Raw genomic sequence first — 25,759 nt, 5'->3', positions numbered from 1 at the left:
CCGGCCGCACCGATGCGTGCAAACCTCGGATTCACCGCTTGGCAAATCAGAACGAAACCGGCCGTCCGCTCCAATTCGTCCGGGTCATCTCCTGGAGCCTTTTCGCTATCATCCTCGGATTCAGCCTGCTGCTGTCCATTTTCATATCCAAGTATGCCGAACGCACCCTGCTGGATAAGCAGGAGGAGTTCGGCCTGCTCCTGGCGGAAAATGTCAGCCATCAGGTCTTCACCCGGTTCGTCATGCCCACGGTCATGCGCTATGGGGGCATCAGCCTGCGCCATCCGGAGCAGGCCGCCACGCTGGACGAGGTGGTCCGGTCCACTATCCACAGCTTTCACGTCACCTCCCTGCGCATTTATGATCCCAAGGGGATTATCACCTACTCGCTGAACAAGGACGAGGTGGGCGGCCAGGGCGACGCGCTGTATATGGTTACCAAGACCTGGGAGAATCCCACGTTTTCGTCGCAGATCATCGCCAAGGTCTCCAAGATGGCCTCGCTCTTCCGGTTCCGGCTCAAGCCCGGCAGCCTGATGCTGAAGGCCTACTATCCCCTGCGGGCGGAACGCAGCCTGACCGATATTTCCGAGAACCCGATCATGGGCGTGCTGGAGTTCGAGCAGGACATCACCTCCGACTTCATGGCCATGCTCAACTTCGAGCGGCTGGTCATTACCTTCTCCCTGGTCACCTCCCTGGTCCTCTTCTTCCTGGTGCTGGTCATCCTTCGCCGGGCCGAGCGGATCAGCAACCGGCAGTTCGAGGAAAGGAACCGGTTGATGGCGGAGCTTCGCCAGCAGGAAAAACTGGCGGGCATGGGCCGTATGGTGGCCGGCGTGGCTCACGAGATCCGCAACCCCCTCGGCATCATCTGCTCCAGTTCGGAGCTGGTGCTCAAGAAGGCGGAAAAGGAAAACAGTTCCTACACCCGCATCCTGCGCGCCCTGCACGAGGAGGCCAAGCGCCTGACGCGCACCGTGGCGGAATTTCTTGACTATGCCCGGCCCAAACAGCCGGTCATGCACGATGTGAACGTGGCCCGGTTGCTGGATCAGGTGTCCGTGTTCATGGAGCCGGAATGCGAGAAGCTCGGCGTCGTCATTGAACGCGATTACCCGGAAGAGCTGATGACCAAGGGCGACAAGGACCTGCTCTACCGCGCTTTCTACAATCTGGTTGCCAATGCGCTTCAGGCCATGGAGGGCGGCGGTTCCGTGTTCATCCAGGCCGGGACCGAGGAAGGGCAGCTGCATGTGGTTATCCGGGATACCGGTCCCGGATTTCCGGAGGAACACCTGGAGCAGGTGCGCGACCCGTTCTTTACCACCAAGGATGCGGGGACCGGGCTGGGACTGGCCCTGGTCTCCACCATTCTCGAAAGCCACGGCGTGGACATGGACCTGTCCAATGCGGCTGACGGCGGTGCTCGGGTGGACATCATCTTTCCGCAGCGGTAGGTAGAGGAAGAGGAGATCAGTCATGTCGAAAGCGTGGATTCAGGCCAAGCACCCGGAGTTTGTCCGGGACCTGTTCAAGTTCTTCTGCCAGACCTGCGAGCAGTTGGAGCACCAGTTCGCCTCCTTTGACGAGGACGGGCGCATTGATTTCGAGCTGCTCAAGGATCTGGTCGGCGACGAGATGAGCAAGGGGCTCCTGTGGCGGATGAAGGATACCGCCCACCACGTGTTCCGCAACGATCCCCACTCGCAGCTGGGTGGCCAATTCCTGGACTGGGCCATGGGCTACATCTTCCACGAGACCCTGAAGCTCAAGGAGGATGCCTACCAGAAGCAGAACTACGCGCCGTGGTTTCACCGGCTGCACGAAGGCGACCTGAGCAGTTCGGAAAAAGATATTACCGATCAGTTCTTTCAGGTGCTCAACCAGACGGAAGAGTCCATGCGTCGGGAGATAGACCGTATCCGGTTTATCATCGACAAGTGCCGTCGCCTGTTGCCATACTATCTGCATCGGTACAGCGACAACATGTTGCTTGCGCGGTATATTTTTTCGCAGAACGAGACGGTCCGGGCCGTTTTTAAGGATGAATACGATGCCTTGATTTACGCCATTTACGGCAGTGAGCCTGAGCGCATGTTCATTCTGGCCAGCCAGTCCCTGCGGCTGGGCGGCTGGGTGGATCAGGCCTCCGAGGCCGTGGAGTACGCGCTGCGGAAAAATCCGGGTAGCAAAATGGTCTTGCAAGAAAAGAAAATTATTGATAATTGGGCTGATAGGATGAAAGATTGACCTGTCCTGAGGCAGGTTTTAAAGCGAGAAAGAAATTTGAGGAGGCCGTCCATGAAGAAGTTGATTTTCCTCGCAATCGCCATGAGCCTTGTGTTTGCATGGGGTTGCTCCAAAAAGGTGAAGACCGAACCCGAGGTGGTTGTGGTCGAAGAACAGAAAGTTATTGTTGAAGAAGAGCCCGTTGCGGATCCCATGCAGGTCTACAAGGCCGAGTACGATGCGCTGCCCGTCTCTCACACCGTCACCAAGGGCGAGTGCCTGTGGTGGATTTCCGAGTACAAGCACATCTACAATGATCCGTTCATGTGGCCCCTCATCTACAAGGCCAACCGTGACAAGATCAAGAACCCGGATCTGATTTACCCCGGCCAGCAGTTCGAAGTGCCCCGCTACGGCTTCGATCTGGAAGAAGTGAAGGCTTCCCGCAAGCAGGCGGGCGCTCCCTGGAAGGCTCTCGAGCCCGGTCAGGACGCCATGATTCCTGCCGAGATGCGGGCCGCCCTCGGCTATAGCTTCTAATACGGCCAGTCTGGACATACATTATCCGGCTGCGGTGGCTTGTGCCGCTGCAGCCGGATTTTTGTTGCGTCCGGTGATTAGGGGCAGATCACTCTGAGGCGTTTTTTGGGCGGTTTTTAAATATGTTGTCGCTTTTCACGTAACTGGTCTTAAGTCTTAAGCCTCCGGCTCATTCTAACTGTAGGGGGGCGATGCCGCAGAATGACTTTGCAGGGCTTATCCTGATTTTTGAAAGACTGGATACTGAGGGACAACGGAATTTCTTTAACTACATCAGGCGCATGCTAGGTGAGTTGCTTCTCATTTCTGACCACTTGAAGGACATTCGCAAGACCCGTTTTGCTGATGGATTCTCCTGCCCACATTGTGGTGGCGAGAAGGTAAAGCGCAATGGGGCGTATAGTGGGCGACAACGGTATCTTTGTCATAGTTGCAAGAAAACATTCAATGATTGGACCGGCACGCCTATAGCTGGCACTCTCTATCCAGATCGTTGGATGGAATACATCCAGTTGATGCTTGAAGGGAAAACCTTGAAGCAATGCGCAAGACACTTGAGATCAGCATGCCGACAGCTTTTTACTGGCGGCATAAGGCGCTGAACGCTTTGCTACGATTGGGGGATGGTAGTCTGCTATCAGGTATCGTCGAAACTGATGAAACTTATTTCCTTGAATCCTTCAAAGGCAAGCGCAATTTGACCATTAGAAAACCCCGTAGGCGTGGCGGTAAGGCTTCCAAGCGAGGAATATCTAATGAGCAGGTAGCAGTAATGGTCGCAATATCACGGGATGGCGGGATTGTTTGCAGGACGTCGGGGCAAGGCGGAACAACTGCTCCCAAGATTCAAGCAACCGTGGGGCAAGCCCTGGATAGCAAGGCGATTCTTGTCACAGACGCGGCAGCCGCTTTCAAGCTGTATGCCGAGCAACAATCATTGGAGCATGTCGCAATCACCCCCAACAAAGGGATTCGCAAGCTCGGAATCTACCATATCCAAAGGGCAAACGGCTATCACTCACGCCTGAAGAAGTGGATGCGTCGATTTAACGGTGTGGCCACCAAGTATCTGGATCATTATTTGTTCTGGTTTAGACTGTTAGAACAAAGTAAGGATATGGGAGACAGAAGCAGACGAAAAAAACTGTTATTGGCTTCCTGTCGTATATCTCAAAAGCTATCCACCAGTGATTTTCCGCTGCCGGAGGTGGCATAAGCTAAGAAAGATGCATGCAAAGTGCTAACAGATTTACTATCTCGGAAAGGAGTAGTTCGTGGGTATTAATAAGAAGCTTGTTGCACTGCTCAGCTCTGGGGTTGCTTTGCACTCTAGCGGTATAAACAACTGGGCATTCAAGAAGAATCAAGCATTGTTAGTCCTTGATGAAATAAGGAAAATTAATGTGCCGATTTTAGGTGGTGATGTTTTTTTGTTTGAAGACGAACTCCTAGTGCCAGCCTCCGAGAATTGGTTCTGTGACCAGCTAAACAAGGAAACGTATGATGAGTATGTCTTGCGAAGCATAAATGTTGCCAAATCGTATATAGAAAAGATGCAACTGAATGGAAGGGTGCCTTATTTTGTTCTTGTGCCGGAAAGCGATTTTGCCGTTGAAACAGATGAAATACTTAACGAGCTGAAAGAACAATGGAAAAAGAATCGGGGCCACCATACGAATTAAATACCAACAGTAAACAGGGGCTATATATCTGTCACAGCAACTCCATATACCTTTTCTTATAAACAGATGGTAGCAACAAGATTTTTAAATACCGCCTTTTTTTAGGCTTTGTTCCTTGTTTTACCCCTCCGTAGTTTGGCTTCCAAACGTGATCGCCGCTGGATAAAGACGCGAACGGCAGTAAGGGGCAAGGTTGGCGTGACAGGCCCTACGGAAGACTGGAGACGCCGGATCACCTTGTAAACATCGGGGGGGGCGGAGTCGTCTTGCCTGACACGTTGGCGCCCTCAATTGTTCGGGAATTTTTGCAAACGTTCGTTACTGTTTTCATTAGAAACAGTATCGGCGTTTTTTTGTTCCTACGCTCTGGGCGTTGGGAGACTTGTACTGCGGAGAATCGCTTCCGGCTGCGATAGAGAATAAAAAAGGACGAGGTGCTGTTGCACCCCGTCCTTTTGTTCTTTGTATCAGATGGTAGAAAGCGCCCGTGCCGGTGGCCTAGCGGCGGCTGGCCTCCTCTACGAGGAAGAGGATGTTGCGGTAGTCCTTGCCGCCGTGCAGGGTCAGTCCTGCCTCGCAGGTGCGGGAGACACTGTACCCTTCGTCGCAGCCTGCGATCTGCGCCCGCAGACCGGCCAGGGACGCTGCGTTGACCTCCGGGTGCGTGAAGCCCTTGTCGCCGGAGAAGCCGCAGCAGTTGATGCCGGTGGGTACCACCACGCTTTCGGCGCAACGGGCGGCCACTTCGGCCATTTTGTCGGCCAAACCCATGGCCCGGGTGGAGCAGGTGGGGTGCAGGGCCACGGTTTTGGGCAGTTTGACGAGATGCAGCTTGTCCATCAGAAACTCGTGGACGAATTCGATGGGCTCGTACAGGGAGAGCCGTTTGTCCAGGTGCTTCTTCATGCGGGCCAGACAGGGGCTGGTATCGCACAGCACCGGGAACCGGCCGTTGTCCGATGCCTCAAGCAATGCATTGCTCAGTTCATCGGACTTGCGGTCCGCCTCTTCGGACATGCCTTTGGTCTCATAGGCCTTGCCACAGCACAGCTTCTTCATGCGCTTCGGGAAGATCACGCCGTAGCCAGCTCGCTTGAGCAGCTCCACCGTGGTATCCATGAGCGGCTTCGCGTTTTCGTCGCCGTTCGTATCATAGCCCATGGTGCGCACGGCGCAGGACGGGAAGTAGACCACCTGGCGTTCGGTGTCCTCGGCTGTGATTTTAGGGATGGGAGAGCCGCCGCGCAGTTTCATGGCCGCGAGGTCGGGCACGTTCATGCCCACGGTTTTGCAGGCGAGGCGGTCCATGAAGGCGGTCCCGGACTGGCCGATGAATTCTTCCGCACCCCGGCCGAAGCTCAGGGCTTTGGAGGCCATCCCGGCCACGCCTGCGAAGTGTTTGCCGATGGAGTGGCCGGTCCTTTGGGCAAATCCGCTGACGTTGTCATGGCGCAGGAGCCGCATGTAGGAGGCGGTGTCCACGGCCAGGGGACAGCGCAACTGGCACAGGCCGTCCGTGGCGCAGATATCCAGTCCGTACCGGCGGAAAACCTGTTCCCAGTGGTCTGCCCGTTCCGTGTCGCCCTGGGCGCGCAGCCGGTCGATGGTGCGTTTGACGTAGATGCGTTGGCGCGGGGAAAAACCGATGTCCTTCGTGGGGCAGACAAAGTCGCAGAAGCCGCATCCATTGCAGTTGTCCACCAACTCGTGCAGGCCCCACGGCTGTTTCAGGCTCTTGAAGTTGCAGTTCGGGTCGTCATTGAGGATGACGCCGGGGTTGAGGATTCCCTGCGGGTCGAGCAGCTGCTTCAGCTCCTGCATCATGCCGTAGAGTTCCGGCCCCCACTCGCGGGCCACGTATGGGGCGATGGAACGGCCGGTGCCGTGCTCCGCCTTGAGCGAGCCCTCGAAGCGGTTGATCATCACATCCACGATGTCTTCCGTCAGCCACTTGAGGTTGTCCACCGCGGCCGGGTCGCCCAGGGGGACGGACAGAATGAAGTGCATGTTGCCGTGGAATGCGTGGCCCATGATGCCGCCGTTGAAGCCGTGCTTTTCAAGCAGCTGTTGCAGCGTCTCGGCCGCTTCACCCAGCATCTTGGGCGGTACGCACCAGTCCTCTGTGACAGTGAATTCGGAAGGGCCGCCGAACCCGGCAAAGGCGGGGTAGGTGTTGCGGCGCATGTCCCACAGCCGGGAGTAGGCTGCGGGATCGGTGACGAACTCGTGCTCGGTCAGGTGCGGGATATCCTTCAGCAGTTCCAGGATAGTCTCGATCCGCTCCTTGAGGATGGTCTCGTCCGTGGCCTGGGTCTCCAGGAGCACGCCGCACGCCTTGTCGTCCAGGGTGCGGATGACGTCGTCCGTGGACGGGAAGGACTCGACGGCCTTGAGCGTCACCCGGTCCATCAGCTCGGCGGCGCGGGCAAGGCCCTTTTCCCGGCTGAGGGCGGATATGGCCTGGATTGCGTTCTCCAGCGTGGGGAAGAGCATCAAACAGGTGGCCCGGTGCGGCTCCAGCACCACGGTTTCGAGGCTGACGTTGAGAATGCAGCCCAGGGTGCCTTCGGAGCCGATCATCAGGTGCACAAGGATATCGAGCGGGTCCTCGAACTCCGTGAACGCGTTCATGCTGTAGCCCGAGGTGTTGCGGATGGAGTACTTGCGCTTGATTTTGCCTGCCAGCCTGTCGTCGGCCAGGATGCGGGCGCGGATATCGGCCAGCCCGTCCAGCAGTTCCTTGTGGCTTTTGCGGAAGGCGGCGACGGAGAGGCTGTCCGCAGTATCCAGCACCGTGCTGTCGGCCAGGACGACGCGCATGGACTGCATGGTGTGGAAGATGTTCTGATCAATGGTGCAGCACATGCCCGTGGAATTGTTGGAGGCCATTCCGCCAAGGGTGGCCACGGAAATGGACCCGGGGTCCGGGCCGATGATGCGGCCATAGGGCGCCAGTGCGGCGTTGAGGTCTTGGCCCGGAACCATGCTCTGGGCCCAGATGGAGGCACCGTTGTCCTTGACCTTGATGTCGGTCCAGGCGGGACCGATGAACCGGACCATCACGTCCTCGCCGATGGTCTGGCCGTTGATGCCGGAGCAGGCACCACGGAAGGTGATACCGGCCTGATGTTCGCGTGCCAGGGCGAGCAGCGTAACCAGCTCCGCCTCGTCGCGGACGTCAACAAGCATCTTGGCAAGGGGTTCAAAGGGGCTGGCGTCCAGGGAAAGGGCGTGGACGATCACCTCATCCAGAAAAACCTGTTCTTCAGGGAAAACACGAATAACGGCATTGATGAAATCTTGGCTCGGCATGAGCTTTCTCCATATGGGAATACAGGCCTTTCACCGGGTGCTGGCATCCGGTGAAAAGCCTGGTCGATTTTGATGTAAAGTTTGCGCCTACGCGACAACGGTACGACGGTCAATGATTCCGCCCCACCTGTCCTGGCATGGGTATCCGCCGGGAATGGGCTCGGGGTGGCTCAGCGGCCATGCGCCGGTCAGCGACTGGCTTCCTCCACCAGGTAGAGGATATTGCGGTAGTTCTTCCCACCATGCAGGGTCAGGCCTATCTCGCAGGTGCGGGACACGCTGTATCCCTCGTCGCAGTCGGCTATCTGCTCGCGCAGTCCGGCCAGGGCCGAGGCGTTGAGTTCCGGCCTGTGGAAGCCCTTGTCTCCGGAGAAGCCGCAGCAGTTGATGCCGGTGGGTGTGACCACGCGGGTGGCGCACCGTCCGGCCAGCTCGGCCATCTTTCCGGCCAGGCCCATGGCCCGGGTAGAGCAGGTGGGGTGCAGGGCAACGGTCCGCGGCAGCTTGTGCAGGGTCAGCCGGTCAACCACATGGGTCAGGGCGAACTCGATGGGGTCCATCAGGGTCAGCCGGGAGTCCAGGGTCTTCTTCATGCGGGCCAGACACGGGCTGGTATCGCAGAGCACCACGTGCTTGCCGTTTTCGCTCGCTTCCAGCAGCGCGTGGTTCAGTTCTCCGGCCAGCGCGTCGGCCTGGCGGTAGAGGCCCTTGGTCTCCATGGCCTTGCCGCAGCATAGCTTGCCCATGTCCCTGGGGAATATCACGCCATATCCGGCGCGTTCCAGCAGGCGGACCGTCACATCCATGAGCGGGTCGGACGGATCGCCCTTGGCTGGGCCCATGCTCCGCACCGCGCAGGAGGGAAAGTAGACCACTTTCTCTTCCCGGCCCGATGCCTCGGGCTGGGGCGGCCGTGCGCCTCCCTTGGGCATGGCTGGGTTCCACTGGGGAATCCGGCCGCCGGACAGGGAACGTGCCGCACCGGCCATGCGGCTCATGGCGGCGTCGCCGATGGCCCGCTGGGCGATGGATACACCGTCGAGCACCACGGAGGCGGTCTTGATTACGCCCCCGAAGTGACGGGTGACGAAGTCGGCGGTCAGCCGTTTGCCGGGGGTGCTGCTCCGGTGCCGGATGTCGCGGATCATGGTGGCCACGTCCGCACCCAGGGGGCAGGAGAGGGAACACAGTCCGTCGGTGGCGCAGAGCTGTTCACCGTACTTGTCGAAGACGGCCTGCCACTCATCGGCTTCGGCGGTCTTGCCTTGGGTGCGCAGTTTGGTGATGGCTCGGGATAGGCTGATGCGGCCGCGCGGGTTCAGGCCTATGTCCTTGGACGGGCAGACCTGCTGGCAGAAACCGCATTCCACGCACATGTCCACCTTTGGATGGGTGGCCATGGGGCTTTTCAGCCCGTCGATATGCCCGGAGGGGTTTTCGTTGATGAGCACGCCGGGGTTGAGGATGCCCTTCGGATCGAAGAGCCGCTTCACCTCGCACATGATTTCATAGAGGAAATCCCCCCACTCCTGACGGACAAAGGGAGCCATGGCGCGGCCGGTGCCGTGCTCGGCCTTGAGCGAACCGTCGAACCGCTTGGTTATCAGGTCCACGAGGTCGAGCATGAAGTGGTTGAGCCGGTCGATGGCGTCCGGGTCCGCGATCTTCACGGGCAGCGAGAAGTGCAGGTTGCCATGGAACGCGTGGCCCATGATGCCTGCATCGAACCCGTAGCGGGTAAACAATTCCTGGAAGGCGTCGCATCCCTCGGCCAGATCGGCCACCGGAATGTTGATGTCCTCGGTGAGCACGTATTCGTCCGCTTCGCGATAGTTGGCGATGGCGGGGAACAGGCCGCTCCGGACCTTCCAGTACTGTACGCAGACTTCTTCGTCCGTGCTGAAGACGTGTTCGGAGAGCTTGGGGAACCTGTTCAGGACCGCCAGAATGGCGTCCATGTTGGCCTGGAGTTCCTCCTCGTTCCACGCCTTGGTCTCAATGAGCATGCAGCAGGCGTTCTCCGGCAGGTTCTTCATCGCATCCGGGATGCCCGTCAGCTTCTGCATGGCCTTGACCGAAACCCAGTCGAAGATCTCGGCCGCTTCCACCTTGCATTCGCCCTTCATGGCAATGACCGTGTCCGTGGCGTCCTTGAGGGACGGGAAGAACATCAGTCCGGTGGCCCGCACCGGCGGGGTCGGAATGGTCTCCATGAGGGTCTCGTGGATGAAACCGAGGGTGCCCTCGGAACCTACCATCAGGTGTATCAGGATATCCACCGGATCATCGTGGTCCAGGAAGGAGTTCACGGTGTAGCCGATGGTGTTTTTCAGGATGTATTTGCGGCGGATTCTCGCAACCACGTCTTTCTCGGCGCGTACCTTGTCCCGCAGTCCGGCCAGTCCGTCCAGCAGGGCGGCGTGGGAGGTGCGGAAAGAGGCCACCGACTGTTCGTCGTCGGTATCGAGATATGTGCCGTCCGCGAGCATCAGGCGCATGCCCTTGACCGCGTGGTAGCAGTTCTGCTCCACCATGCAGCACATGCCCGCCGAGTTGTCGGCCACGATGCCGCCCATGGTGGCGGAGGTGATGGAGGCGGGGTCCGCGCCCATCTTCCGTTTGTACGGAGCGAGGGCCACGTTGACGGCCATGCCGATGAGGCCGGAACCGGCCCGGAAGGCACCGCCGTCGTTCAGGACCTCGATGCGTTTCCACACCGGGCCGCAGAGTCGGACGATGACGCCCTCGCCGCAGGCCTGGCCGCTGACGGCCGTGCCCGAACCCCGGAAGGTGACGCCCATGCTGTTTGCGGTGCAGGCGGCCAAGACCCCGGAGAGTTCCTCCAGGGTCTCGACGTCCACCACCAGCTTGGCGCGCGGTTCGAAGTAGCTGGCGTCCACCGCGTAGGTGGAGACCAGGGCCGGGTGATCGTATATCCGTTCTCTGGGGAGAACCCGTTCGATGTCGTTGATGATTTTAGTCAGCATGGCCGCCTCCGCACACTGCGCCCTTTTGGGGGAAGCGCCAGATGCCCAGCCCCCGCAGGATTACCGGGATGGTGATGAGCAGCATGGAAACCCAGCCCATGTTGCCGTATCCCTTGCCGATGAGCGGGATGAGGCCGAGCTGGGCCACCAGCCAGCAGGCAATGACCAGGATGGTCGAGGCGATGACCGAGTGGAACCGCTGCTTGCGGTCGCGCTCCGCCTGAACCATGTTGCGTCCAAAGAAGATGACCAGCCGGTTGGTGGTGCCGTAGACCAGGGCCACACCCGTGGAGACCGCGCCGATGAAGATGCACAGGGAGATCAGCGGGGTCAGCCATGCGCCGCCCACGCCGTGCATGACCACGAACAGGGCCGGGACAGCCTCCTTGAGCACTCCCTGATCCACAAAGGCGAGGATGCCGAAGTAGGTCAGGTACATGATGGCGCAGTTGATGAGGAAGCCGATGATGGCCGCCTTCTTGAGGCACTGCTTGTTCGGACATGCCTGGGTGTGCACGATGTAGGCCCCGATGGCGCAGCAGTGCAGGGTTCCGTACTTCACGCCCCACCACAGTGCATCCCAGAACGAGTTCGGCCCGGCCGTGGCGATCTCGCCGCTCTTCATGGCCGCGAGGTTGTGCACGATGTTCGGGAAGAACCGGATGATGTTCGGCAGGTAGATGATGCACATGGAGGCGATGAGGATCACCGAAACCACGGTGGCGGATTTGCGCACCAGTTCCGATCCGTAGATGGTCAGCAGGAAGATGATGGCCGCGATGACCACCGTGTTCGCCACATAGGGCGTGTGGAATGCCTTGGCCAGAGTGGCTCCGCCGGTGGCGAAGGCCACGGCCGTTGCCAGCAGCAGCACGCCGTTGACGATGACCTCGTAAATAGGCACGACGACCACGCCGAAGCGTCCGTAGAGCTTACCTGCCCAGGCGCTGTAGTCATAGGTCTTGAACTGCGCGGCCACCACCATGGAGTAGTAGAGGCACAGGCCCATGACGAACATGGAGACCGCGGGCATGAACAGCGAGGTCCAGTTATGGTTCAGGTAAAAGGCCACTATCTGGCGGCCGGAGGCGAAGCCGCCTCCAAAGTGGCCGCTGAACCAGACAAAGGCTATGGCCAGATGGCCGGGAATCAGTTTTTTCATTTCCTTGATCCTGGGATGTCGTAGTGTGGGTGGATTGTCGGTTCCCTGTTACTCCGGGGTCGGCACGGCAGCGCCGTCTTTGGAGAATCGCCAGAGCCCGATGCCGCGCAGCAGCACCGGGAGGGTGATGATGAACAGGGTGAGCCATCCCACATTGCCGTATCCCTTGCCGATGAGCGGGATGAGGCCGAGCTGGGCAACCAGCCAGCAGGCAACGACGATGATCGCGGAGGCGGTCACGGCGTGGATGTACCGCTTGGATTTGCGCTGCTCCGCCGACATGTTGCGGCCGAAGAACAGGACCATGCGGTTGGTGGTGCCGTAGACCAGAGCCACGCCCGTGGAAACCGCGCCGATGACGATGCTCATGGAGATGAGCACGGTCATCCAGGTGCCGCCCACGCCGTGCATGACCACGAAGAGCGAGGGAACCGCTTCCTTGAGCACGCCCTGATCGACAAAGGCCAGGATGCCGAAATAGGTCAGGTACAGGATGCCGGTATTGATGATGAAGCCGTAGATGGCCGCCTTCTTCAGGCAGGTCTTGTTCGTACAGGCCTGGGTATGGACGATGTAGGCCCCGATGGCACAGCACTGCAAGGCACCGTACTTGAGGCCCCACCACAGCGAATCAAGGAAGGAGCTGTCGGAGGCGGTGGCGATTTCTCCCCGGTGAATGGCGGACATGTTCGCCATGATCTTCGGGAAGAAGTGGATGATGTTGGGCAGATAGATGACGAAGATACAGGCTATGAGCAGGATTGAGACCAGGGAGGCGGTCTTGCGGACCAGGTCCGCGCCGTAGATGGTCAGGACAAAGATGAGGGCCGCGAGCACGATGGTGTTCATCATGTACGAGGTGCCCATGGCCTTGGCGAGCGTTGCTCCGCCGGTGGCAAAGGCCACGGCCGTGACCAGCACCAGCAGCAGGTTGATCAGAATCTCGTAGATCGGGGCCATGATGACGGCCGACCTGCCATAGATTTTCCTTGACCACGCGTTGTAGTCGAAGAGGTTGAAACGGGCGGCGATGACCATGGAGTAGTAAAAGGTCAGTCCCATGACGAACATGGCTACGGCCGGCATGAACAGGGAAGTCCAGTGGTGCCCGAGGAAAAAGGCCACGATCTGGCGGCCGGATGCGAAGCCGCCGCCGAAGTGTCCGCTGAACCAGACAAAGGCGATGGCCATGTATGCCGGTAAACTCTTCATGAAATCTCTCGTTTTTTAGCAATGGCGGGAGCAGCCCCTCGGGGCGCTCCAGGTTATGTTAAAGTCCGGAGTTTCCCTTAATCCGCGCGGCGTTCAGGCGGCTCTCGATGTACTGGCTGAGAGCCGTGACCGCTGTGTCCGCGGATCGGAAAATGGGGATGCCCCCGTCGGACATGGCTTTGATGAACCGTTCGTAGCCGGTTCCGGTTTTGATGGAGCAGATGAGCGGGGTTTCAGTCTCGTGGAAGAGGCGGACAATGCGGTCCACCAGCGAGCCTTCTCCTGTCAGTGCGTCCTGATTGGCCATGTTCATGGCCAGGCCGGGGCCCATGGGCAGGATGCTCAGGACCACGGCGTCCACGCAGGGGTCTTCGAGGACGGCCCTGGTGGCCTCTTCATATACTTCCTCGTCCGCAGCCGGGTTGAAGTCCAGCGGATTGCGGACATTGACCAGAGAGGAGAGGCGTTTCGCTGCAAAGAGCGTATCCAGTCGATGCGTGGTTTCCTCGCCCAGTACGGCAAGGCGCATCTCGAAATCGTCGGAGTGGATGGAATCCGCCATGCCCACGGCCTCGAACCCGGCCGAAGAGATGCCCGCCAGCCGGTTGCCGCATATCCGTTTGCTGTGCAGCCGCTGGGCCAGGAGAACGAGATTCTCGAACTCGCCGAAGTTGCGGGCCACCACGGCTCCGGCCTGCTGCACGCAGGATTCGCAGACCATGTAGTCGCCGGCCAGGGACGCGGTGTGTCCGGCCGTGGCGTTCTTGCCTTCCGGGGTCCGGCCCGCCTTGTAGAAGACCACTTCCTTTCCGGCGGTCACGGCTTCGCGCACCGCGCGGCAGAAGGCTAGGCCGTCGAGGTCCTGGAACCCTTCGGCATAGACGGCAATGACGTTCACGTCGTCACTGTCCTTGAAATACTGCACCATGTCCCCGATGGTCAGGTCCGTCTGGTTGCCCATGGAGAGCAGGTAGGCGGGGTTCATCTCCGGGCACTGCGCCATGCAGGAGGCCATGAAGGCACCGGACTGGGAGATGAAGGCCGTGGACCGATACGGTCCCTCGGGCTGGGGAATCTTGTTTTCCGGGATGAACCAGGAATCGTAGCTGCCGGGATGGGAAACCACCCCCATGCTGTTGCCGCCGAGGAAGACGGGCCCGGTTCCCTCCGCGTGGGCCGTGCGGATCTTGGCAATGACTTCGCGGGCGCGGTCCTGGCTTTCCTCCGTCTCGCCCATGCCGCCGGGGATGAGCATGACCGAGTTTATCTGCCCGCACTCAAGTATTTCGTCCACCAGGTCCGGGACCTGGGGGGCGGCCACGGCCACGATAAACAGGTCCATCGGCTCGTCCAGTTCCTTCAGGCTCGGGATGCATTTGACACCGTCGATGGTGTCGCTGCCGGGCTTGATGATGAGCAGGTCGTCGGCCGCAAAGCCGGAGCCGAGGATGCTGTTCAGGATGATCCGGCCGAAATTCATGCGCGTGGAGGAAACGCCGATGATGCCGATGCGTTTCGGCTTGACCAGGGATTTGATCTTTTCGACGGGGCGAGGAACCGGCACTTCCTGCGGCAGGCTGAACTTGCACAGTCCGTCCAGCGGGATCATCTGGTAGTCGGTGAAGGCGAAGGGGTTGACTTCCAGCTCGGTGAGCACGAACGGCGCGTCGGGATTGAGGGGAGAAAAGTGGCGCGCGGCCTGGATGGAGGCACTGAAGCACTCTATGAGCTGCTCGTCGCTGACCATCCGTTCCTGCCCACGGGTCAGCCCGGCCAGCTTGTGGTAGGAAATGGTCTTCTTGAACAACTCGAAAAATTGCTGCCCGTCGGTCATCTCCACGGAAGCGGCCACAATGGCCTGCCCCTTGCGGAAACGCTTGGCATAGAGTTCGGTATCCGTGCCGCCCAGCCCGGCGCTGATGACGGTGCCGAATTCCCGTGTCCAGCGTACACCCACAATGAGCTCGTTGCCGAACGCCTCGGAATCCGGCGGCATGAACTGCACCTGGAGCACGCCCTTGAGGTCCGCGCTGATGGCGGCCACGAGCGCCTCGCCAGCCAGTCCGCAATACGGGGCCGGAGCGGCTTTCGGGTTACGCTCGATCCAGCGGGCGTAATTTTCCGGCACTTCGTAGAGCATCCGGCGCACGCTGGCGCGAACCTTGTTCGGGTCCTTGTCCACAACGCGCACGCCCCCCACCTCGGTCTTGTGCAGGATGGTCGGCGAAACGATTTTGAGAACGGCCTTGTCGCCGGGGATGGCCATGATCTCCTCGTCTGAAGGTACTCGACCCCGCTCTATGAGTGAGCATTTGGGCGGGGTTTCCGCGCCGAGGTTGGCCTGGAAGGCGTAAACTTCATATTCGTAGAGAAAATTGCGGCCTTCCGAGTGCGCCTGTTGCAAGCAGTCGGTCAGGGCGTCCATATTCAATCGTGTAATATTGGGCATGCCGATACCTAAAGGGAGTTTGATCAAGGAAATATTCCCTATCCGCGCGGGGAGTCCCTCTTTCCCCATCGTGAAAACAACAGTTTGTCTATGGCATTATGCCGTCTATGGCAACCACTGTGACCAGCGGTCATTTTTTTGCTTGTATCTTCAGGAGGATCAAACGGTTGCGCCGCCGTCTTTTCAGCAAAAAAAAGGTGCCCCGACATGTGTCGGAGCACCCTGTTGGTGTGTGTCTGTTGTCGGGAACTATTGGTCGTCCACCGGCCGGGTGTAGCCGCATCCTTTTTTCGGACAGGCGAGGACCTCTCCCTTGTCCTTGGTGGACTTGCGGGTGAGGATGGGATGGCCGCATTCCGGGCAGGGCTCGTTGATGGGCCAGTTCCAGACCGCGTAGTCGCACTTGGGGTACTCGGAGCAGGAGTAGAAGAGTTTGCCCCGGCGCGAGGATTTTTCCACCAGCTCGCCCGTGCAGCCTTCCACCGGGCAGGGAACGCCGGTTGAGAAAGGTTCCGCGTGGGTGCAGTCCGGGTAGTTGGAACAGGCGATGAAACGGGAGCCGGTACGTGCCTTCTTGAGCAGCAGTTCGCCGCCGCATTCCGGGCAGGTGCCGACCACTTCCGGCTTTTCGCTCTCCACCACCTGGATGTTGCCGTCCTCATCGCGCTTGAAGTTGACGATGTTCTTGCAGTCCGGGTAGCCGGTGCAGCCGAGGAACTCTCCCCGGCGGGATTGCTTGACGGCCATGGGACGGCCGCATTTTTCACAGGTGACGCCGGTCTCTTCCGGCTTTTCGCGCTCAACCACCTGGATGTTGCCCTGCTCGTCTCGGGTGAAGTTCTTGATGTTGCGGCAGGTGGGGAAGCTGGTGCAGCCGAGGAACTCGCCGGTGCGGCCGAACTTGATGGCCATGTCCGCGCCGCACAGGTCGCACTTGATGTCCGTCACCTGCTGGGAGCGGGCCATCTCCGTGCGTGCCTTGTCCAGGGTGGGGTAGAAGTCGTCGCCGAAGTTCTTGAGCAGCTCGCCCCAGTCCTTTTTGCCTGCGGCCACGTCGTCGAGCATGGACTCCATCTGTGCGGTGAAGCCGACGTCCATGAGCGCCTGGAAGTGCTCGGAGAGCTGGTCGGACACGGTGAAGCCAAGCTCCGAGGGTACGAACCGCTTGTCCTCCTGCTTGGCGTATTCGCGGTCCAGCAGGGTGGAGATGATGGCGGCGTAGGTGGAGGGGCGGCCGATGCCGAGTTCCTCCAGAGTCTTGACCAGCGAGGCTTCTGAGTAGCGCGGCGGCGGCTGGGTGAACTTCTGTTCCTTTTTCAGTTCCTGCACGGTGAGCACGTCGCCCTGGGCCAGCTTGGGCAGTTCGGTGTCGCCCTCGGTGTCGCCCTTGTCCATGGCGGCCAGAAAGCCGGGGAAGAGCATACGCTCGCCCTTGGCACGCCAGATGGTGCGCGGGGCGTCCACCAGCACGGTGGTGTCCCAGAAAGTGGCCGCAGCCATCTGCGAGGCCACGAACCGCTGCCAGATGAGCCGGTAGAGCTTGTGCTGCTCGGCCGGGAGAAAGGAGCGGACGTCGTCCGGAGTGATGGCGACATCAACGGGGCGGATCGCTTCGTGGGCGTCCTGAGCGCTGCCCTTGGTCTTGAAGCTGCGCGGTTTCGACGGATAGTAATCGTCGCCGAAGCGTTCCAGGATCAGCTCGCGGGCCGCTTCCTGCGCTTCCTTGGCGATGCGCACGGAGTCGGTACGCATGTAGGTGATGAGCGCCGTGGTGCCGCGCGCGCCGAGTTCCACACCTTCGTAGAGGCGCTGGGCGATGGACATGGTCCGCTTGGCGGAAAAGCCCATGCGCCGGTTGGCGTCCTGCTGCAGGGTGGAGGTGATGTAGGGCGGCAGGGGGCTGCGCTTGCGCTGCTTCTCCTGCACGGATTCCACCACGAACTGGCCGCCGGAAAGTTCCTTTTCCAGGGTTTCGGCCTCGGACTGGCTGGAAATATGATTGGCGCCGGGCTTGACAGCCTTCTTGTCCAGCTTGTGCAGGTCCATCCAGAAGGGAGGCGGGTTGCCGCCTTCCAGCAGAACCTTGAACGGCCAGTATTCGTCCGCCTTGAAGGCGCGGCGTTCCTTCTCGCGCTCCACCAGGAGCTTGAGGGCCACGGACTGGACACGTCCGGCCGAGATGCCGCGTTTGACGTTCTTCCAGAGGATGGGGGAAATCTTGTAGCCCACGAGCCGGTCCAGAATGCGGCGGGCCTGCTGGGAGTCGAAGAGGTCCTCGTTGAGGGTCTGGGGATGCGCCAGGGCTTCCTTGACCGCGCGCGGCGTGATTTCGTTGAACTGGATACGCTGGATATTGTCGTTGACCGGCTTGAGCAGCTCGGCAACGTGCCAGGCAATGGCCTCACCCTCGCGATCCGGGTCAGGGGCCAGATAAATGGTGTCCGCCTTGCTTGCGGCGGCCTTGAGGCGTTTTACAACGTCCTCCTTGCCCTTGATGACTTGGTATTGCGGCTTGAATCCGTGTTCCTCGTCGACACCGAGGTCGCGGGTGGGCAGGTCCCGGACATGGCCGACGGAAGCGTCAACCAGATAGTCCTTGCCCAGGAACTTGGAGATGGTTTTCACTTTTGCCGGGGACTCGACGATGATCAGGTCTTTGGACATGGCGTGGCTCGTGGTCGTACTGTCGGGGGAAACGCAACCGCCTCAACGACCGGTTATGATGAGGCCGCTCGGCCGGAAGGCGGGCAGCGCGCTTTGAGGGGGAGCTATGCCCGTAAATCAGGCTTTTCGTCAACCCCACTTATATAGACTATGGGTAAAATCCGTTTCGTCAAGCGGCCTAGAAGGGCGGCTGCTCAAAGCCGAGGTCCAGGCTCAGGCAGTCCAGTTCGGCCAGTTTCTCCAGTTGAGTCGCGTGCTTGAAGAAAAATTTGATGTCGTTGCCCATGATGCTGCCAATCTTGCCCGGATCAAACTCGCTGGTGAGGACATTCGTTCCGCTGGACTGATGGTGAATGCAGGTGACCAGACCTGTGTACATGACCTTCCATCCCTTGAGGGCAAGACAGACGTCGTGGTCGATGTCGTCCACCTGTGAGGGGGAAAAACGGATGTCGAACCCGGCAGGGATGTCGTTGATAGCCTTGGTTCGGAGCAGGTGCTGGCAGCCCATGACGTTGCGACATTCGCGGACAAAGTCATAACAGTGGTTGTCGAAGTGGCGGTTGGGCGCGTTTATGCTCATCTTGAGCACGCCACGCTGGGCTATCGCTATGTAGCGGAATAGATACTGGCTCAGACTTGGCGTGCCTGGGTGTACGGTTTTGCAGCCGACCACGCCGATGTTATCGTCCGACTCGGCAATGGTCAGGAAGTGGGCGAGCCAGTCCTTCTGGATGGTCACGTCGTCGTCGAGAAAGGCAATATACTTTGCCTTCTGTACTTCGGGCAGGAACATGAGCCAGTTGCGGGCAGCCGGGGCGCCGATGTTCACGTGCAACTGGTGGATGGTGAATTCATTGTCCGGGAAGAGGGCTCTGGCCTTTTCCACCTCCGCAAGGCTATCGTCGGTGCAGCCGTTGAGCAGGACGTCGATGCGGGCGTTGCCGATATCAGAGCGGCTGAGGCTCTCCAGGGTCTGGCCGAGCATCTCGGCCTTGTTCCAGGAGTAGAGGCAGATATTGACCGGAATTTGCCCTATCAGTTCGTGGTTCGGCAGGAATGGGGAGCGCAGTTCCCGCATACGCAGCTTCACCGGCGTCTGGCGGGGGTCCATCTGTACGGATGCTTCGTAGAGCTCCAGCCCTTTGTCCAAGTCGCCCTGGGCAATGAACATCTCGGCCGCAACATTCAGTGAATGTTCCCGCAGCCTGTCCTGTTTCAGTTTGCCCCACAGCTCCATGGCCTTGTCATAGAAGCTGAGTTCCGCGTAGTGGTTGAACAGGGCTGTTTCCCAGACCTGTTTGAGGGCTATGTTGCAATGAAAGTCGTTGATCCAGGCCGGGGCTTGTCCGGCTATGCGGTCCAGGCTGAGGGCGAGTTGCGCCGCCGCCATGTTTTCCGGTGTCGTTTGAATGAGCTGGGCGATGAAAGTGCGGGCGTCTTCCCCGTCGGTCCTGAAATCCAGCCCGGATATCAGATCATAGGTCTCTTTGGCCGTATTGAGTTTGTCGATGACCTTGGCTCGTGCTTCAAGACGTTTGTCTCCCGTGAGCCGGACTGCCGCCTCGAGAAGGCCGGGACGCAGAGGGCGTTTTTGGAGCGCCTTGTCCAGAAAATAGAGCAGAGCGTTGGACGCGCCTTTGTTTCTGGCCGTTTCGCCGTCATTGGCCAGACGCTCCAGAAAACAGAGGGAAATGGCCTCGCACATGAGAAAACTTTGCAGGTGATTGCGGGCATAGTCCAGGAAGTCGGGGAGGGAGAGGTCCTGAATTTGTGCGGTCATGCCGCGCTGGAACATGTCGAAATATTTACTGGTGATCATCTGGACGGGACCTCCGGAGGTCTGGGCGCGTTCGCGAGGTGGGACGGAGGGAAAACCGTATGCGAAGAGGGCCGTCCCACTTGAAATAGATAGAGAATGTATAGAAAAATGTCAGAGAAAAAGATACTCTTTTGTGTTATAGCTGAACCGGCGGGGAAGGAACGAAATTTCGGGTGGTTGCCTCGGGAGATGTCGTGTATGAGAAAGGGCGTGCGGGATGAATGGGAAAAATGTTTCATCAACCGAGTAAACTAAATTCACATCCGGGCCGATAAAGAGTCAGACTCGACGCGCCGGATTCATTGATGATTATGACAGACAGACAGACGGAATTGATCGAACGGCGGGCCAAGCTCCTGGAGGATCTGGCCGAAGCGGCCTCCAGAGCGGGGCGCAAGCCGGGCGATGTGAGGCTGGTGGCCGTGTCCAAATACCACCCCGCCTCGGATATCAGGGACCTGGCAACGAGCGGTCAGCTGGATTTTGGCGAGAACTATGTGCAGGAGGCCCGGGACAAGCAGGACGAGCTGTCGGATTTGACGCTCAGGTGGCATTTCATCGGGGGCCTGCAATCGAACAAGGCCAAGTACGTGGCCGGAAAGTTCGCCCTGGTGCACAGCGTGGATTCGGCCAAGCTGCTGCAGGCCATGGACAAGAAGGCGACCGGCCTCGGCGTGGTCCAGGATATCCTCCTCCAGGTGAATATTGCCGGAGAGGAACAGAAGTCCGGCGTGACGGAGGAAGAGCTGCCCAGACTGGCCGAAGAGGCCATGGCTGCGGACGGCATCCGGCTGGTCGGTTTGATGACCATGCCGCCTTTTTTCGACGACCCGGAACGGGCGCGCCCCGTTTTCGCGCGGCTGCGTGAGCTCCGGGACGGACTTTCGGCGCGGCTGGGCGTGCGGTTGCCGCACCTTTCCATGGGCATGACAGGGGATTTCGTGCCCGCCGTGGAAGAGGGGGCGACATTGGTTCGGGTCGGGACGAGGATTTTCGGGCAAAGGCCCACCAAGGTATAAACCGGCGGGAAGCAAAAAAAGGGTAAGGTATGGATCTCGGGACAGTAATCGGAATTGTCCTTTCCTTCGGACTGGTTGTGTCGGCCATTTTGACCGGCTCCACTCTGATGATCTTCGTTTCCATCCCGTCGTTCCTCATCGTTGTGGGCGGCACCGTCGGCGCGGCCCTGGTCAACTATCCCATGAGCTACGTCTTCGGCGTGGTCGGCGTCATCAAGAACACCTTCTTTTCCAGCCTGGACTCCCCCCAGGACGTCATCGAGCGGTTCAAGGACTACGCCAACCGCGCCCGCCGCGAGGGCATCCTCTCGCTGGAGCCGCTCATCAAGGAAATTGACGACGACTACATGCGCAAGGGATTGCAGCTGACGGTGGACGGCCTGGAGCCGCAAACCATTCAGGAAATTCTGGAAACGGAAATATCCTATCTTTCCGAACGGCACGCCACGGGCGCTGATGTGGTTGCCGTAATGGGCACCTTGGCCCCGGCCATGGGCATAATCGGCACGGTTATCGGCCTGGTTCAGATGCTCCAGACCATGTCCGACCCTTCCACCATCGGTCCGGCCATGGCCGTGGCCCTGCTGACAACCCTGTACGGCGCCATCCTGTCCAACCTGGTGTTCAACCCCATGGCGGGCAAGCTCAAGACCCGCAGCAAGGAGGAAGTCCTGCTGCGCGAGATGATCATGGAAGGCATCCTGGCCATCTCCAAGGGCGAGAACCCGCGCATTATCGAGGAGAAGCTGAACAGCTACCTGCCGCCCAAGGATCGGGTCGTGTCCGACTAGCCCGGGCCGGGAACCCCCAGGGAGAGCGTCATGGCGAAGAAAGAGAAAAAGCTGGAATGCGAGGAGATGCCTCCTTGGATGATCACGTTTTCGGACGTGATGACCCTGATGCTGACCTTTTTCGTGCTGCTCGTTTCCATGTCGCAGATCGACGCCCGGCGGAAGCTGGTCGCCCTCGGCTCCATCATCGGTACCTTTGGCTGGAACGACGCCAGCTACGAGACGTTTTCCAAGAAGGACACCCGCCGCACCGTGGAGCCCGGCCCCATCGACTCCGGGGACCTGGAGCCGCTCAAGGAACTCAACTGGGAGGACGTGGACAAGGACCTCGATTTCCGTTCCAACCGTTTCGTCCAGATTCTGTCCATCAATTCCCGCCTGCTTTTCGCGCCCGAGTCCTCGACGCTCTCGCCCGAGGGCATGGCCCTGCTCGACAAGTTCATGCCCATCTTCGCCCAGGTGCAGTATCCGCTGCTGCTCGCCGGGCATACGTCCGAGCTGCGCGACGAACTGGGGCTCAACTACCAGCCCGACGACGACACGCAGGTGCCGGACCTCTCCTGGAAGATATCGCTTTCCCGTTCCCTGGCCGTGTACCGTTTCCTTATCGAGCGCGGTATGAAGCCGGACATGCTCCGCGTGGAGGCCTTCGGCAAGTACATGCCGTACTATTCGCGGAACAAGCCTGAGACCCGGGCCAAGAACCGCCGCGTGGACATAGTGCTGGACAAGCGGGCCATAGATACCGGCGAGCGCATCCGGGCAATCACCCCGGTGGAGAACATTCGCCGGGACAGCCTGAGCGTCGACGGATTCGAGTTCGACCTGAAGCCGCCGCCGGGGCTGGAGTAGGTCATGGCCAGGAAAAAAAGTGAAGCCTGTCCGCCGCTGGCCCTCTGGCTGGTCACGTTCTCCGATCTGGTGACGCTGCTCCTCACCTTTTTCGTGCTGCTGCTGACCATGTCATCCATGGACAACGCCGTGCTGACCCGGGTGACGCTGACCACGGCGGACCTGGGCTTGTTGGACAAGCGTGGCTCCGGCCGGGTGACGGCCAAGGAACGGCTCATTGTGGACCTCATGGATAAGCCGTGGGAAGTGCTGAACAAGAAACAGCGGCTCAAGGACCTGCTTTTCCCGGATGACCAGTTGCCGGAAGAGCTGTCCAAGTCCGAGCTGAACAAGAATCTCGAAGTCCTGGTCCGGCCGGACGGGGTGGCCCTGGTCTTTACGGACAAGTTGCTCTTTGCGCCGGATTCCTCCGAGCTGTCCGCCAAAGGCAAGTTCGTCATGAACCAGTTGGTGCCCATAATGACCCACACCCCGGCGCCCATCAACGTGGCCGGATACTCGGATGCCACGGACAACGAGGTCGATCCCTATGCCTTGTCCGGAGACCGCGCCCTGGCAGTGCTCGGTTTTTTGGTGAAGGCCGGAGTGCCCAACCGCCGTTTTTCACTTTCGGCCTATGGGCCGAACGTGCCGGTTCTGGACGAGCGGGGCCGCCCCGTTGGTTCGGCCATGAACCGGCGGGTGGAGATTCTGCTCAAGACCGCCCGGCCCGTGGGCGGGTACCAATGATCTAAACTTTGTCTGGAAAACAGGGCCGAATCCGGCTATGAACAAGTAATACAGCAAAGGAAAGGTGGCCGCCATGGCTGAAGAAGAACTGGAACAAGTAGGCAAGAAGGGCGGAAAGCTCAAATGGATCATCATCCTGGTGGTGGTGATTCTGCTCGGCGTTGGCGGCTGGTTCGGCTACAAGATGTTTCTGGCCCCCAAGGACGACGCCACTGCGGAGCAGGCTGCGGATGCCCCGGCCGAGGTCCCTGCCGACCTGCAACAGGGCCAGATGGTCCCGCTGCCGGTATTTCTGGTCAACCTGGCCGATCCGCTGGGCCGACGATATCTTAAACTCGGCATGGAAGTGGAGGTGCGGGACGAGAAGGTCTCCGGCGCCCTGACCACGGAACAGCCCAAGATCAAGGACGCGCTCTTGCTCCTGCTGTCCAGCAAGACCTACGACTCCCTCTCCACCATGGCGGACAAGGTGCAGCTCAAGCAGGAAGTGGTGGACAGGCTGAATCAGATATTGGGCAAGGGGGCTATCCTTCGGGTTTATATCACGGAGATGGTCATCCAGTAGCACGCATTTTGCATTTCCGATTGCCTACCGTCGGATTTTTTGACGGGTGCACCCTGGAAAACCGTTTCGCGAGGTATTCGAGATGAGCGAAGATCAAGACAAACTGGCACAGGAATGGGCCGACGCGCTGTTGGAAGGCGGCGACGTGACCGACCCCGCTGATGCGGGAGGCGCGGGAGCTGGCGGCGACGATGAAGCCCTGGCCGACGAGTGGGCTGCCGCTCTTGCCGAGTCCGAACAGACAGAGGTCAAGCACGAGAAGGAGCAGGCCTTCCTCTCCACCCAGACCCACGACTACGAATTCAAGGATATGGGCGATGACGCCAAGGCCAGCCCCAGCGGCAAGCGCGATCTGGACTTCATTCTGGACATCCCGCTGGACGTCTCGGCCGAGCTGGGCCGTACCAAACTGCTCATCAACGAACTGTTGCAGCTGGGCCAGGGATCGGTTGTCGAGCTGAACAAGCTGGCGGGCGAACCTCTCGAAATATACGTCAACGGCAAGCTGGTTGCACGCGGCGAGGCCGTTGTCATCAACGAAAAGTTCGGTGTCCGGCTGACGGATATCATCAGCCCCATCGAGCGGGTGAAGCAGCTTGGTTAGCCCTGCGGCGGCCAATGCCACGGCTGCCGCGACGCAGCTTCCGCATGTGGACACATGGTCCACAGTCCTGACAACGGCGGGGTACCTCTGCCTGTTGTTGGGCGTCATTTTTCTGGCTTACTGGCTGTTGCGCAGGCTGGGCTTGCCCGGTGCGACCGGCAGCGGCGGCTCCGGAGGTCCCCGGCTTATCAACAGACTGGTGCTCGGGCAGCGACAGTCCGTTGTCGTGGTCCGGTACCGGGAGCGGGATTATCTGCTCGGCGTGACCGAACAGCACATCACCCCCCTGGCCGAAGAGGATATGGAAGAACTTCCGGAAACGGAACCCGGCAAGTCCGCTTCCTTTGCAACGCTGCTCAAGAGGAGCATGGGTAAATGACGGGCCGCAGGCTCAGCATAACTTTTCTTTTGGCCGCCTTGGCCCTCATGCTGCTCCCGTCCCTGGCGGCCGCCGCTCCGACCATTCCCAAGCTGACCATGGAACTGGCCGCCGGACAGGCCGAGCCGCAGGAGGTCTCCTCGCTGCTCGAGATTATCTTCCTGCTCACGGTGCTGACCATGGCACCGGCCATCATGCTGACCATGACCTCGTTTACGCGCATCATTATCGTCTTTCACTTCCTGCGTCAGGCCATGGGCACCCAGCAGATGCCTCCCAACCAGATTCTCGCCGGGCTGGCCATCTTCATGACCATGGTCATCATGCTGCCCGTGGGCAAGGCCATCAACAACACGGCCTTTCAGCCCTACATGGACGAGGAAATTCCCTTTCAGGAAATGCTGAACCGGGCGCAGAAGCCGATCCGCGAGTTCATGTTCAAGCACACGCGGGAAAAGGACCTTTCCATTTTCTATTCCATCACCCAGGAGGCGCGACCCAAGAACAAGGAGGAGGTCTCCACCATTATGCTGGTGGCGGCTTATACCATCTCCGAGCTCAAGACCGGGTTCACCATCGGCTTCCTGATCTATGTCCCGTTCCTCATTCTGGATATGGTCGTAGCCTCCATCCTGCTCGCCATGGGCATGATGATGCTGCCGCCGGTCATGATATCGTTGCCGTTCAAGATTCTCTTGTTTATCCTTGTGGACGGCTGGAACCTGCTCGTCGGGTCGCTGGTCAATACCTTCCAGTGA

The 25,759-nt window shown here is 59.7% G+C and carries 21 protein-coding genes; 14 read left to right on the top strand and 7 right to left on the bottom strand.

The features are described from left to right. Positions 1–38 precede the first annotated feature (38 nt). The 6 genes from ACI0FG_RS14890 (at position 39) to imm40 (ending at position 4,454) form a co-directional block, all read left to right on the top strand. Positions 39–1,460, top strand: a complete 1,422-nt coding sequence (locus tag ACI0FG_RS14890) for a sensor histidine kinase (RefSeq protein ID WP_419785792.1) — start codon at positions 39–41, stop codon at positions 1,458–1,460. A gap of 22 nt (positions 1,461–1,482) precedes the next feature. After that, a complete protein-coding gene (locus ACI0FG_RS14885; RefSeq protein ID WP_419785791.1) occupies positions 1,483–2,253 on the top strand; it encodes a hypothetical protein in 771 nt (256 codons plus the stop codon). Positions 2,254–2,304: 51 nt separating this feature from the next. Then, the gene (locus ACI0FG_RS14880; RefSeq protein WP_419785790.1) at positions 2,305–2,772 is read left to right on the top strand and encodes a LysM peptidoglycan-binding domain-containing protein; all 468 of its coding nucleotides are present in this window, start codon (positions 2,305–2,307) and stop codon (positions 2,770–2,772) included. A gap of 191 nt (positions 2,773–2,963) precedes the next feature. Next, complete coding sequence (locus ACI0FG_RS14875) at positions 2,964–3,374, top strand: transposase (protein ID WP_419785789.1); 411 nt, start codon at positions 2,964–2,966, stop codon at positions 3,372–3,374. Then, positions 3,314–3,988, top strand: a complete 675-nt coding sequence (locus ACI0FG_RS14870) for an IS1595 family transposase (RefSeq protein WP_419785788.1) — start codon at positions 3,314–3,316, stop codon at positions 3,986–3,988. Before ACI0FG_RS14875 ends, ACI0FG_RS14870 begins: the two co-directional genes overlap by 61 nt. Before the next feature lie 58 nt (positions 3,989–4,046). After that, on the top strand, positions 4,047–4,454 hold the full coding sequence (gene imm40 / locus ACI0FG_RS14865; protein ID WP_419785787.1) for an Imm40 family immunity protein: 408 nt from the start codon (positions 4,047–4,049) through the stop codon (positions 4,452–4,454). Between the two features lie 498 nt (positions 4,455–4,952). Here imm40 and ACI0FG_RS14860 read toward each other — a convergent pair whose 3' ends face one another. From ACI0FG_RS14860 to ACI0FG_RS14830, 7 genes are all read right to left on the bottom strand, one after another. After that, positions 4,953–7,766 (bottom strand): FAD-binding and (Fe-S)-binding domain-containing protein, encoded by a 2,814-nt coding sequence (locus ACI0FG_RS14860; RefSeq protein ID WP_419785786.1) that lies wholly within the window; start codon positions 7,764–7,766, stop codon positions 4,953–4,955. A gap of 188 nt (positions 7,767–7,954) precedes the next feature. Next, a complete protein-coding gene (locus ACI0FG_RS14855; RefSeq protein ID WP_419785785.1) occupies positions 7,955–10,753 on the bottom strand; it encodes an FAD-binding and (Fe-S)-binding domain-containing protein in 2,799 nt (932 codons plus the stop codon). Next, positions 10,743–11,915 carry a YkvI family membrane protein gene (locus ACI0FG_RS14850; RefSeq protein ID WP_419785784.1) on the bottom strand — a complete coding sequence of 391 codons (1,173 nt, stop codon included), beginning with the start codon at positions 11,913–11,915 and terminating at the stop codon, positions 10,743–10,745. The genes ACI0FG_RS14855 and ACI0FG_RS14850 overlap by 11 nt, the downstream gene beginning before the upstream one ends. A 48-nt stretch (positions 11,916–11,963) precedes the next feature. After that, on the bottom strand, positions 11,964–13,127 hold the full coding sequence (locus ACI0FG_RS14845; protein ID WP_419785783.1) for a YkvI family membrane protein: 1,164 nt from the start codon (positions 13,125–13,127) through the stop codon (positions 11,964–11,966). 58 nt (positions 13,128–13,185) lie between these two features. Beyond that, positions 13,186–15,576 carry an acetate--CoA ligase family protein gene (locus ACI0FG_RS14840; protein ID WP_419785782.1) on the bottom strand — a complete coding sequence of 797 codons (2,391 nt, stop codon included), beginning with the start codon at positions 15,574–15,576 and terminating at the stop codon, positions 13,186–13,188. Between the two features lie 249 nt (positions 15,577–15,825). Beyond that, positions 15,826–18,240 carry a type I DNA topoisomerase gene (gene topA / locus ACI0FG_RS14835; RefSeq protein ID WP_419785780.1) on the bottom strand — a complete coding sequence of 805 codons (2,415 nt, stop codon included), beginning with the start codon at positions 18,238–18,240 and terminating at the stop codon, positions 15,826–15,828. A 178-nt stretch (positions 18,241–18,418) separates the two neighbouring features. After that, positions 18,419–20,062, bottom strand: a complete 1,644-nt coding sequence (locus ACI0FG_RS14830; RefSeq protein WP_419785779.1) for a glycosyltransferase — start codon at positions 20,060–20,062, stop codon at positions 18,419–18,421. Between the two features lie 311 nt (positions 20,063–20,373). Between ACI0FG_RS14830 and ACI0FG_RS14825 the strand changes: the two genes are divergently transcribed. The 8 genes from ACI0FG_RS14825 to fliP all read left to right on the top strand — a co-directional run bounded on the left by ACI0FG_RS14825 (position 20,374) and on the right by fliP (position 25,759). Further along, the gene (locus ACI0FG_RS14825) at positions 20,374–21,081 is read left to right on the top strand and encodes a YggS family pyridoxal phosphate-dependent enzyme (protein WP_419788397.1); all 708 of its coding nucleotides are present in this window, start codon (positions 20,374–20,376) and stop codon (positions 21,079–21,081) included. Between the two features lie 29 nt (positions 21,082–21,110). Continuing rightward, positions 21,111–21,872 carry a motility protein A gene (locus tag ACI0FG_RS14820; RefSeq protein WP_419785778.1) on the top strand — a complete coding sequence of 254 codons (762 nt, stop codon included), beginning with the start codon at positions 21,111–21,113 and terminating at the stop codon, positions 21,870–21,872. Between the two features lie 30 nt (positions 21,873–21,902). Then, the gene (locus ACI0FG_RS14815) at positions 21,903–22,724 is read left to right on the top strand and encodes an OmpA/MotB family protein (protein WP_419785777.1); all 822 of its coding nucleotides are present in this window, start codon (positions 21,903–21,905) and stop codon (positions 22,722–22,724) included. A gap of 3 nt (positions 22,725–22,727) precedes the next feature. Continuing rightward, positions 22,728–23,453: an OmpA/MotB family protein gene (locus ACI0FG_RS14810; RefSeq protein ID WP_419785776.1), complete on the top strand. Its 726-nt coding sequence runs from the start codon at positions 22,728–22,730 to the stop codon at positions 23,451–23,453. A gap of 73 nt (positions 23,454–23,526) precedes the next feature. Then, the gene (locus ACI0FG_RS14805) at positions 23,527–24,018 is read left to right on the top strand and encodes a flagellar basal body-associated FliL family protein (RefSeq protein WP_419785775.1); all 492 of its coding nucleotides are present in this window, start codon (positions 23,527–23,529) and stop codon (positions 24,016–24,018) included. A gap of 82 nt (positions 24,019–24,100) precedes the next feature. After that, the gene (gene fliN / locus ACI0FG_RS14800; protein ID WP_419785774.1) at positions 24,101–24,622 is read left to right on the top strand and encodes a flagellar motor switch protein FliN; all 522 of its coding nucleotides are present in this window, start codon (positions 24,101–24,103) and stop codon (positions 24,620–24,622) included. Beyond that, positions 24,615–25,001: a flagellar biosynthetic protein FliO gene (gene fliO / locus ACI0FG_RS14795; protein WP_419785773.1), complete on the top strand. Its 387-nt coding sequence runs from the start codon at positions 24,615–24,617 to the stop codon at positions 24,999–25,001. The genes fliN and fliO overlap by 8 nt, the downstream gene beginning before the upstream one ends. Beyond that, positions 24,998–25,759: a flagellar type III secretion system pore protein FliP gene (gene fliP / locus ACI0FG_RS14790; RefSeq protein WP_419785772.1), complete on the top strand. Its 762-nt coding sequence runs from the start codon at positions 24,998–25,000 to the stop codon at positions 25,757–25,759. The genes fliO and fliP overlap by 4 nt, the downstream gene beginning before the upstream one ends.

It is taken from the genome of Pseudodesulfovibrio sp. 7M6 (assembly GCF_050058625.1).
Taxonomy (GTDB): Bacteria; Desulfobacterota; Desulfovibrionia; order Desulfovibrionales; family Desulfovibrionaceae; genus Pseudodesulfovibrio; species Pseudodesulfovibrio salinus.
This window is presented reverse-complemented; position numbering and strand designations above follow the sequence as displayed.

What these genes read in the sequence shown, in the direction of transcription:
- ACI0FG_RS14805 (WP_419785775.1), top strand. Translation starts at nt 23,527, where the DNA reads ATGGCTGAAGAAGAACTGGAACAAGTAGGCAAGAAGGGCGGAAAGCTC.
- ACI0FG_RS14825 (WP_419788397.1), top strand. Translation starts at nt 20,374, where the DNA reads ATGACAGACAGACAGACGGAATTGATCGAACGGCGGGCCAAGCTCCTG.
- ACI0FG_RS14845 (WP_419785783.1), bottom strand. Translation starts at nt 13,127, where the DNA reads ATGAAGAGTTTACCGGCATACATGGCCATCGCCTTTGTCTGGTTCAGC.
- ACI0FG_RS14810 (WP_419785776.1), top strand. Translation starts at nt 22,728, where the DNA reads ATGGCCAGGAAAAAAAGTGAAGCCTGTCCGCCGCTGGCCCTCTGGCTG.
- ACI0FG_RS14830 (WP_419785779.1), bottom strand. Translation starts at nt 20,062, where the DNA reads ATGATCACCAGTAAATATTTCGACATGTTCCAGCGCGGCATGACCGCA.
- fliP (WP_419785772.1), top strand. Translation starts at nt 24,998, where the DNA reads ATGACGGGCCGCAGGCTCAGCATAACTTTTCTTTTGGCCGCCTTGGCC.
- ACI0FG_RS14840 (WP_419785782.1), bottom strand. Translation starts at nt 15,576, where the DNA reads ATGCCCAATATTACACGATTGAATATGGACGCCCTGACCGACTGCTTG.
- topA (WP_419785780.1), bottom strand. Translation starts at nt 18,240, where the DNA reads ATGTCCAAAGACCTGATCATCGTCGAGTCCCCGGCAAAAGTGAAAACC.
- ACI0FG_RS14855 (WP_419785785.1), bottom strand. Translation starts at nt 10,753, where the DNA reads ATGCTGACTAAAATCATCAACGACATCGAACGGGTTCTCCCCAGAGAA.
- ACI0FG_RS14885 (WP_419785791.1), top strand. Translation starts at nt 1,483, where the DNA reads ATGTCGAAAGCGTGGATTCAGGCCAAGCACCCGGAGTTTGTCCGGGAC.
- fliN (WP_419785774.1), top strand. Translation starts at nt 24,101, where the DNA reads ATGAGCGAAGATCAAGACAAACTGGCACAGGAATGGGCCGACGCGCTG.
- ACI0FG_RS14820 (WP_419785778.1), top strand. Translation starts at nt 21,111, where the DNA reads ATGGATCTCGGGACAGTAATCGGAATTGTCCTTTCCTTCGGACTGGTT.
- ACI0FG_RS14880 (WP_419785790.1), top strand. Translation starts at nt 2,305, where the DNA reads ATGAAGAAGTTGATTTTCCTCGCAATCGCCATGAGCCTTGTGTTTGCA.
- ACI0FG_RS14870 (WP_419785788.1), top strand. Translation starts at nt 3,314, where the DNA reads ATGCGCAAGACACTTGAGATCAGCATGCCGACAGCTTTTTACTGGCGG.
- ACI0FG_RS14850 (WP_419785784.1), bottom strand. Translation starts at nt 11,915, where the DNA reads ATGAAAAAACTGATTCCCGGCCATCTGGCCATAGCCTTTGTCTGGTTC.
- ACI0FG_RS14860 (WP_419785786.1), bottom strand. Translation starts at nt 7,766, where the DNA reads ATGCCGAGCCAAGATTTCATCAATGCCGTTATTCGTGTTTTCCCTGAA.
- ACI0FG_RS14875 (WP_419785789.1), top strand. Translation starts at nt 2,964, where the DNA reads ATGCCGCAGAATGACTTTGCAGGGCTTATCCTGATTTTTGAAAGACTG.
- ACI0FG_RS14815 (WP_419785777.1), top strand. Translation starts at nt 21,903, where the DNA reads ATGGCGAAGAAAGAGAAAAAGCTGGAATGCGAGGAGATGCCTCCTTGG.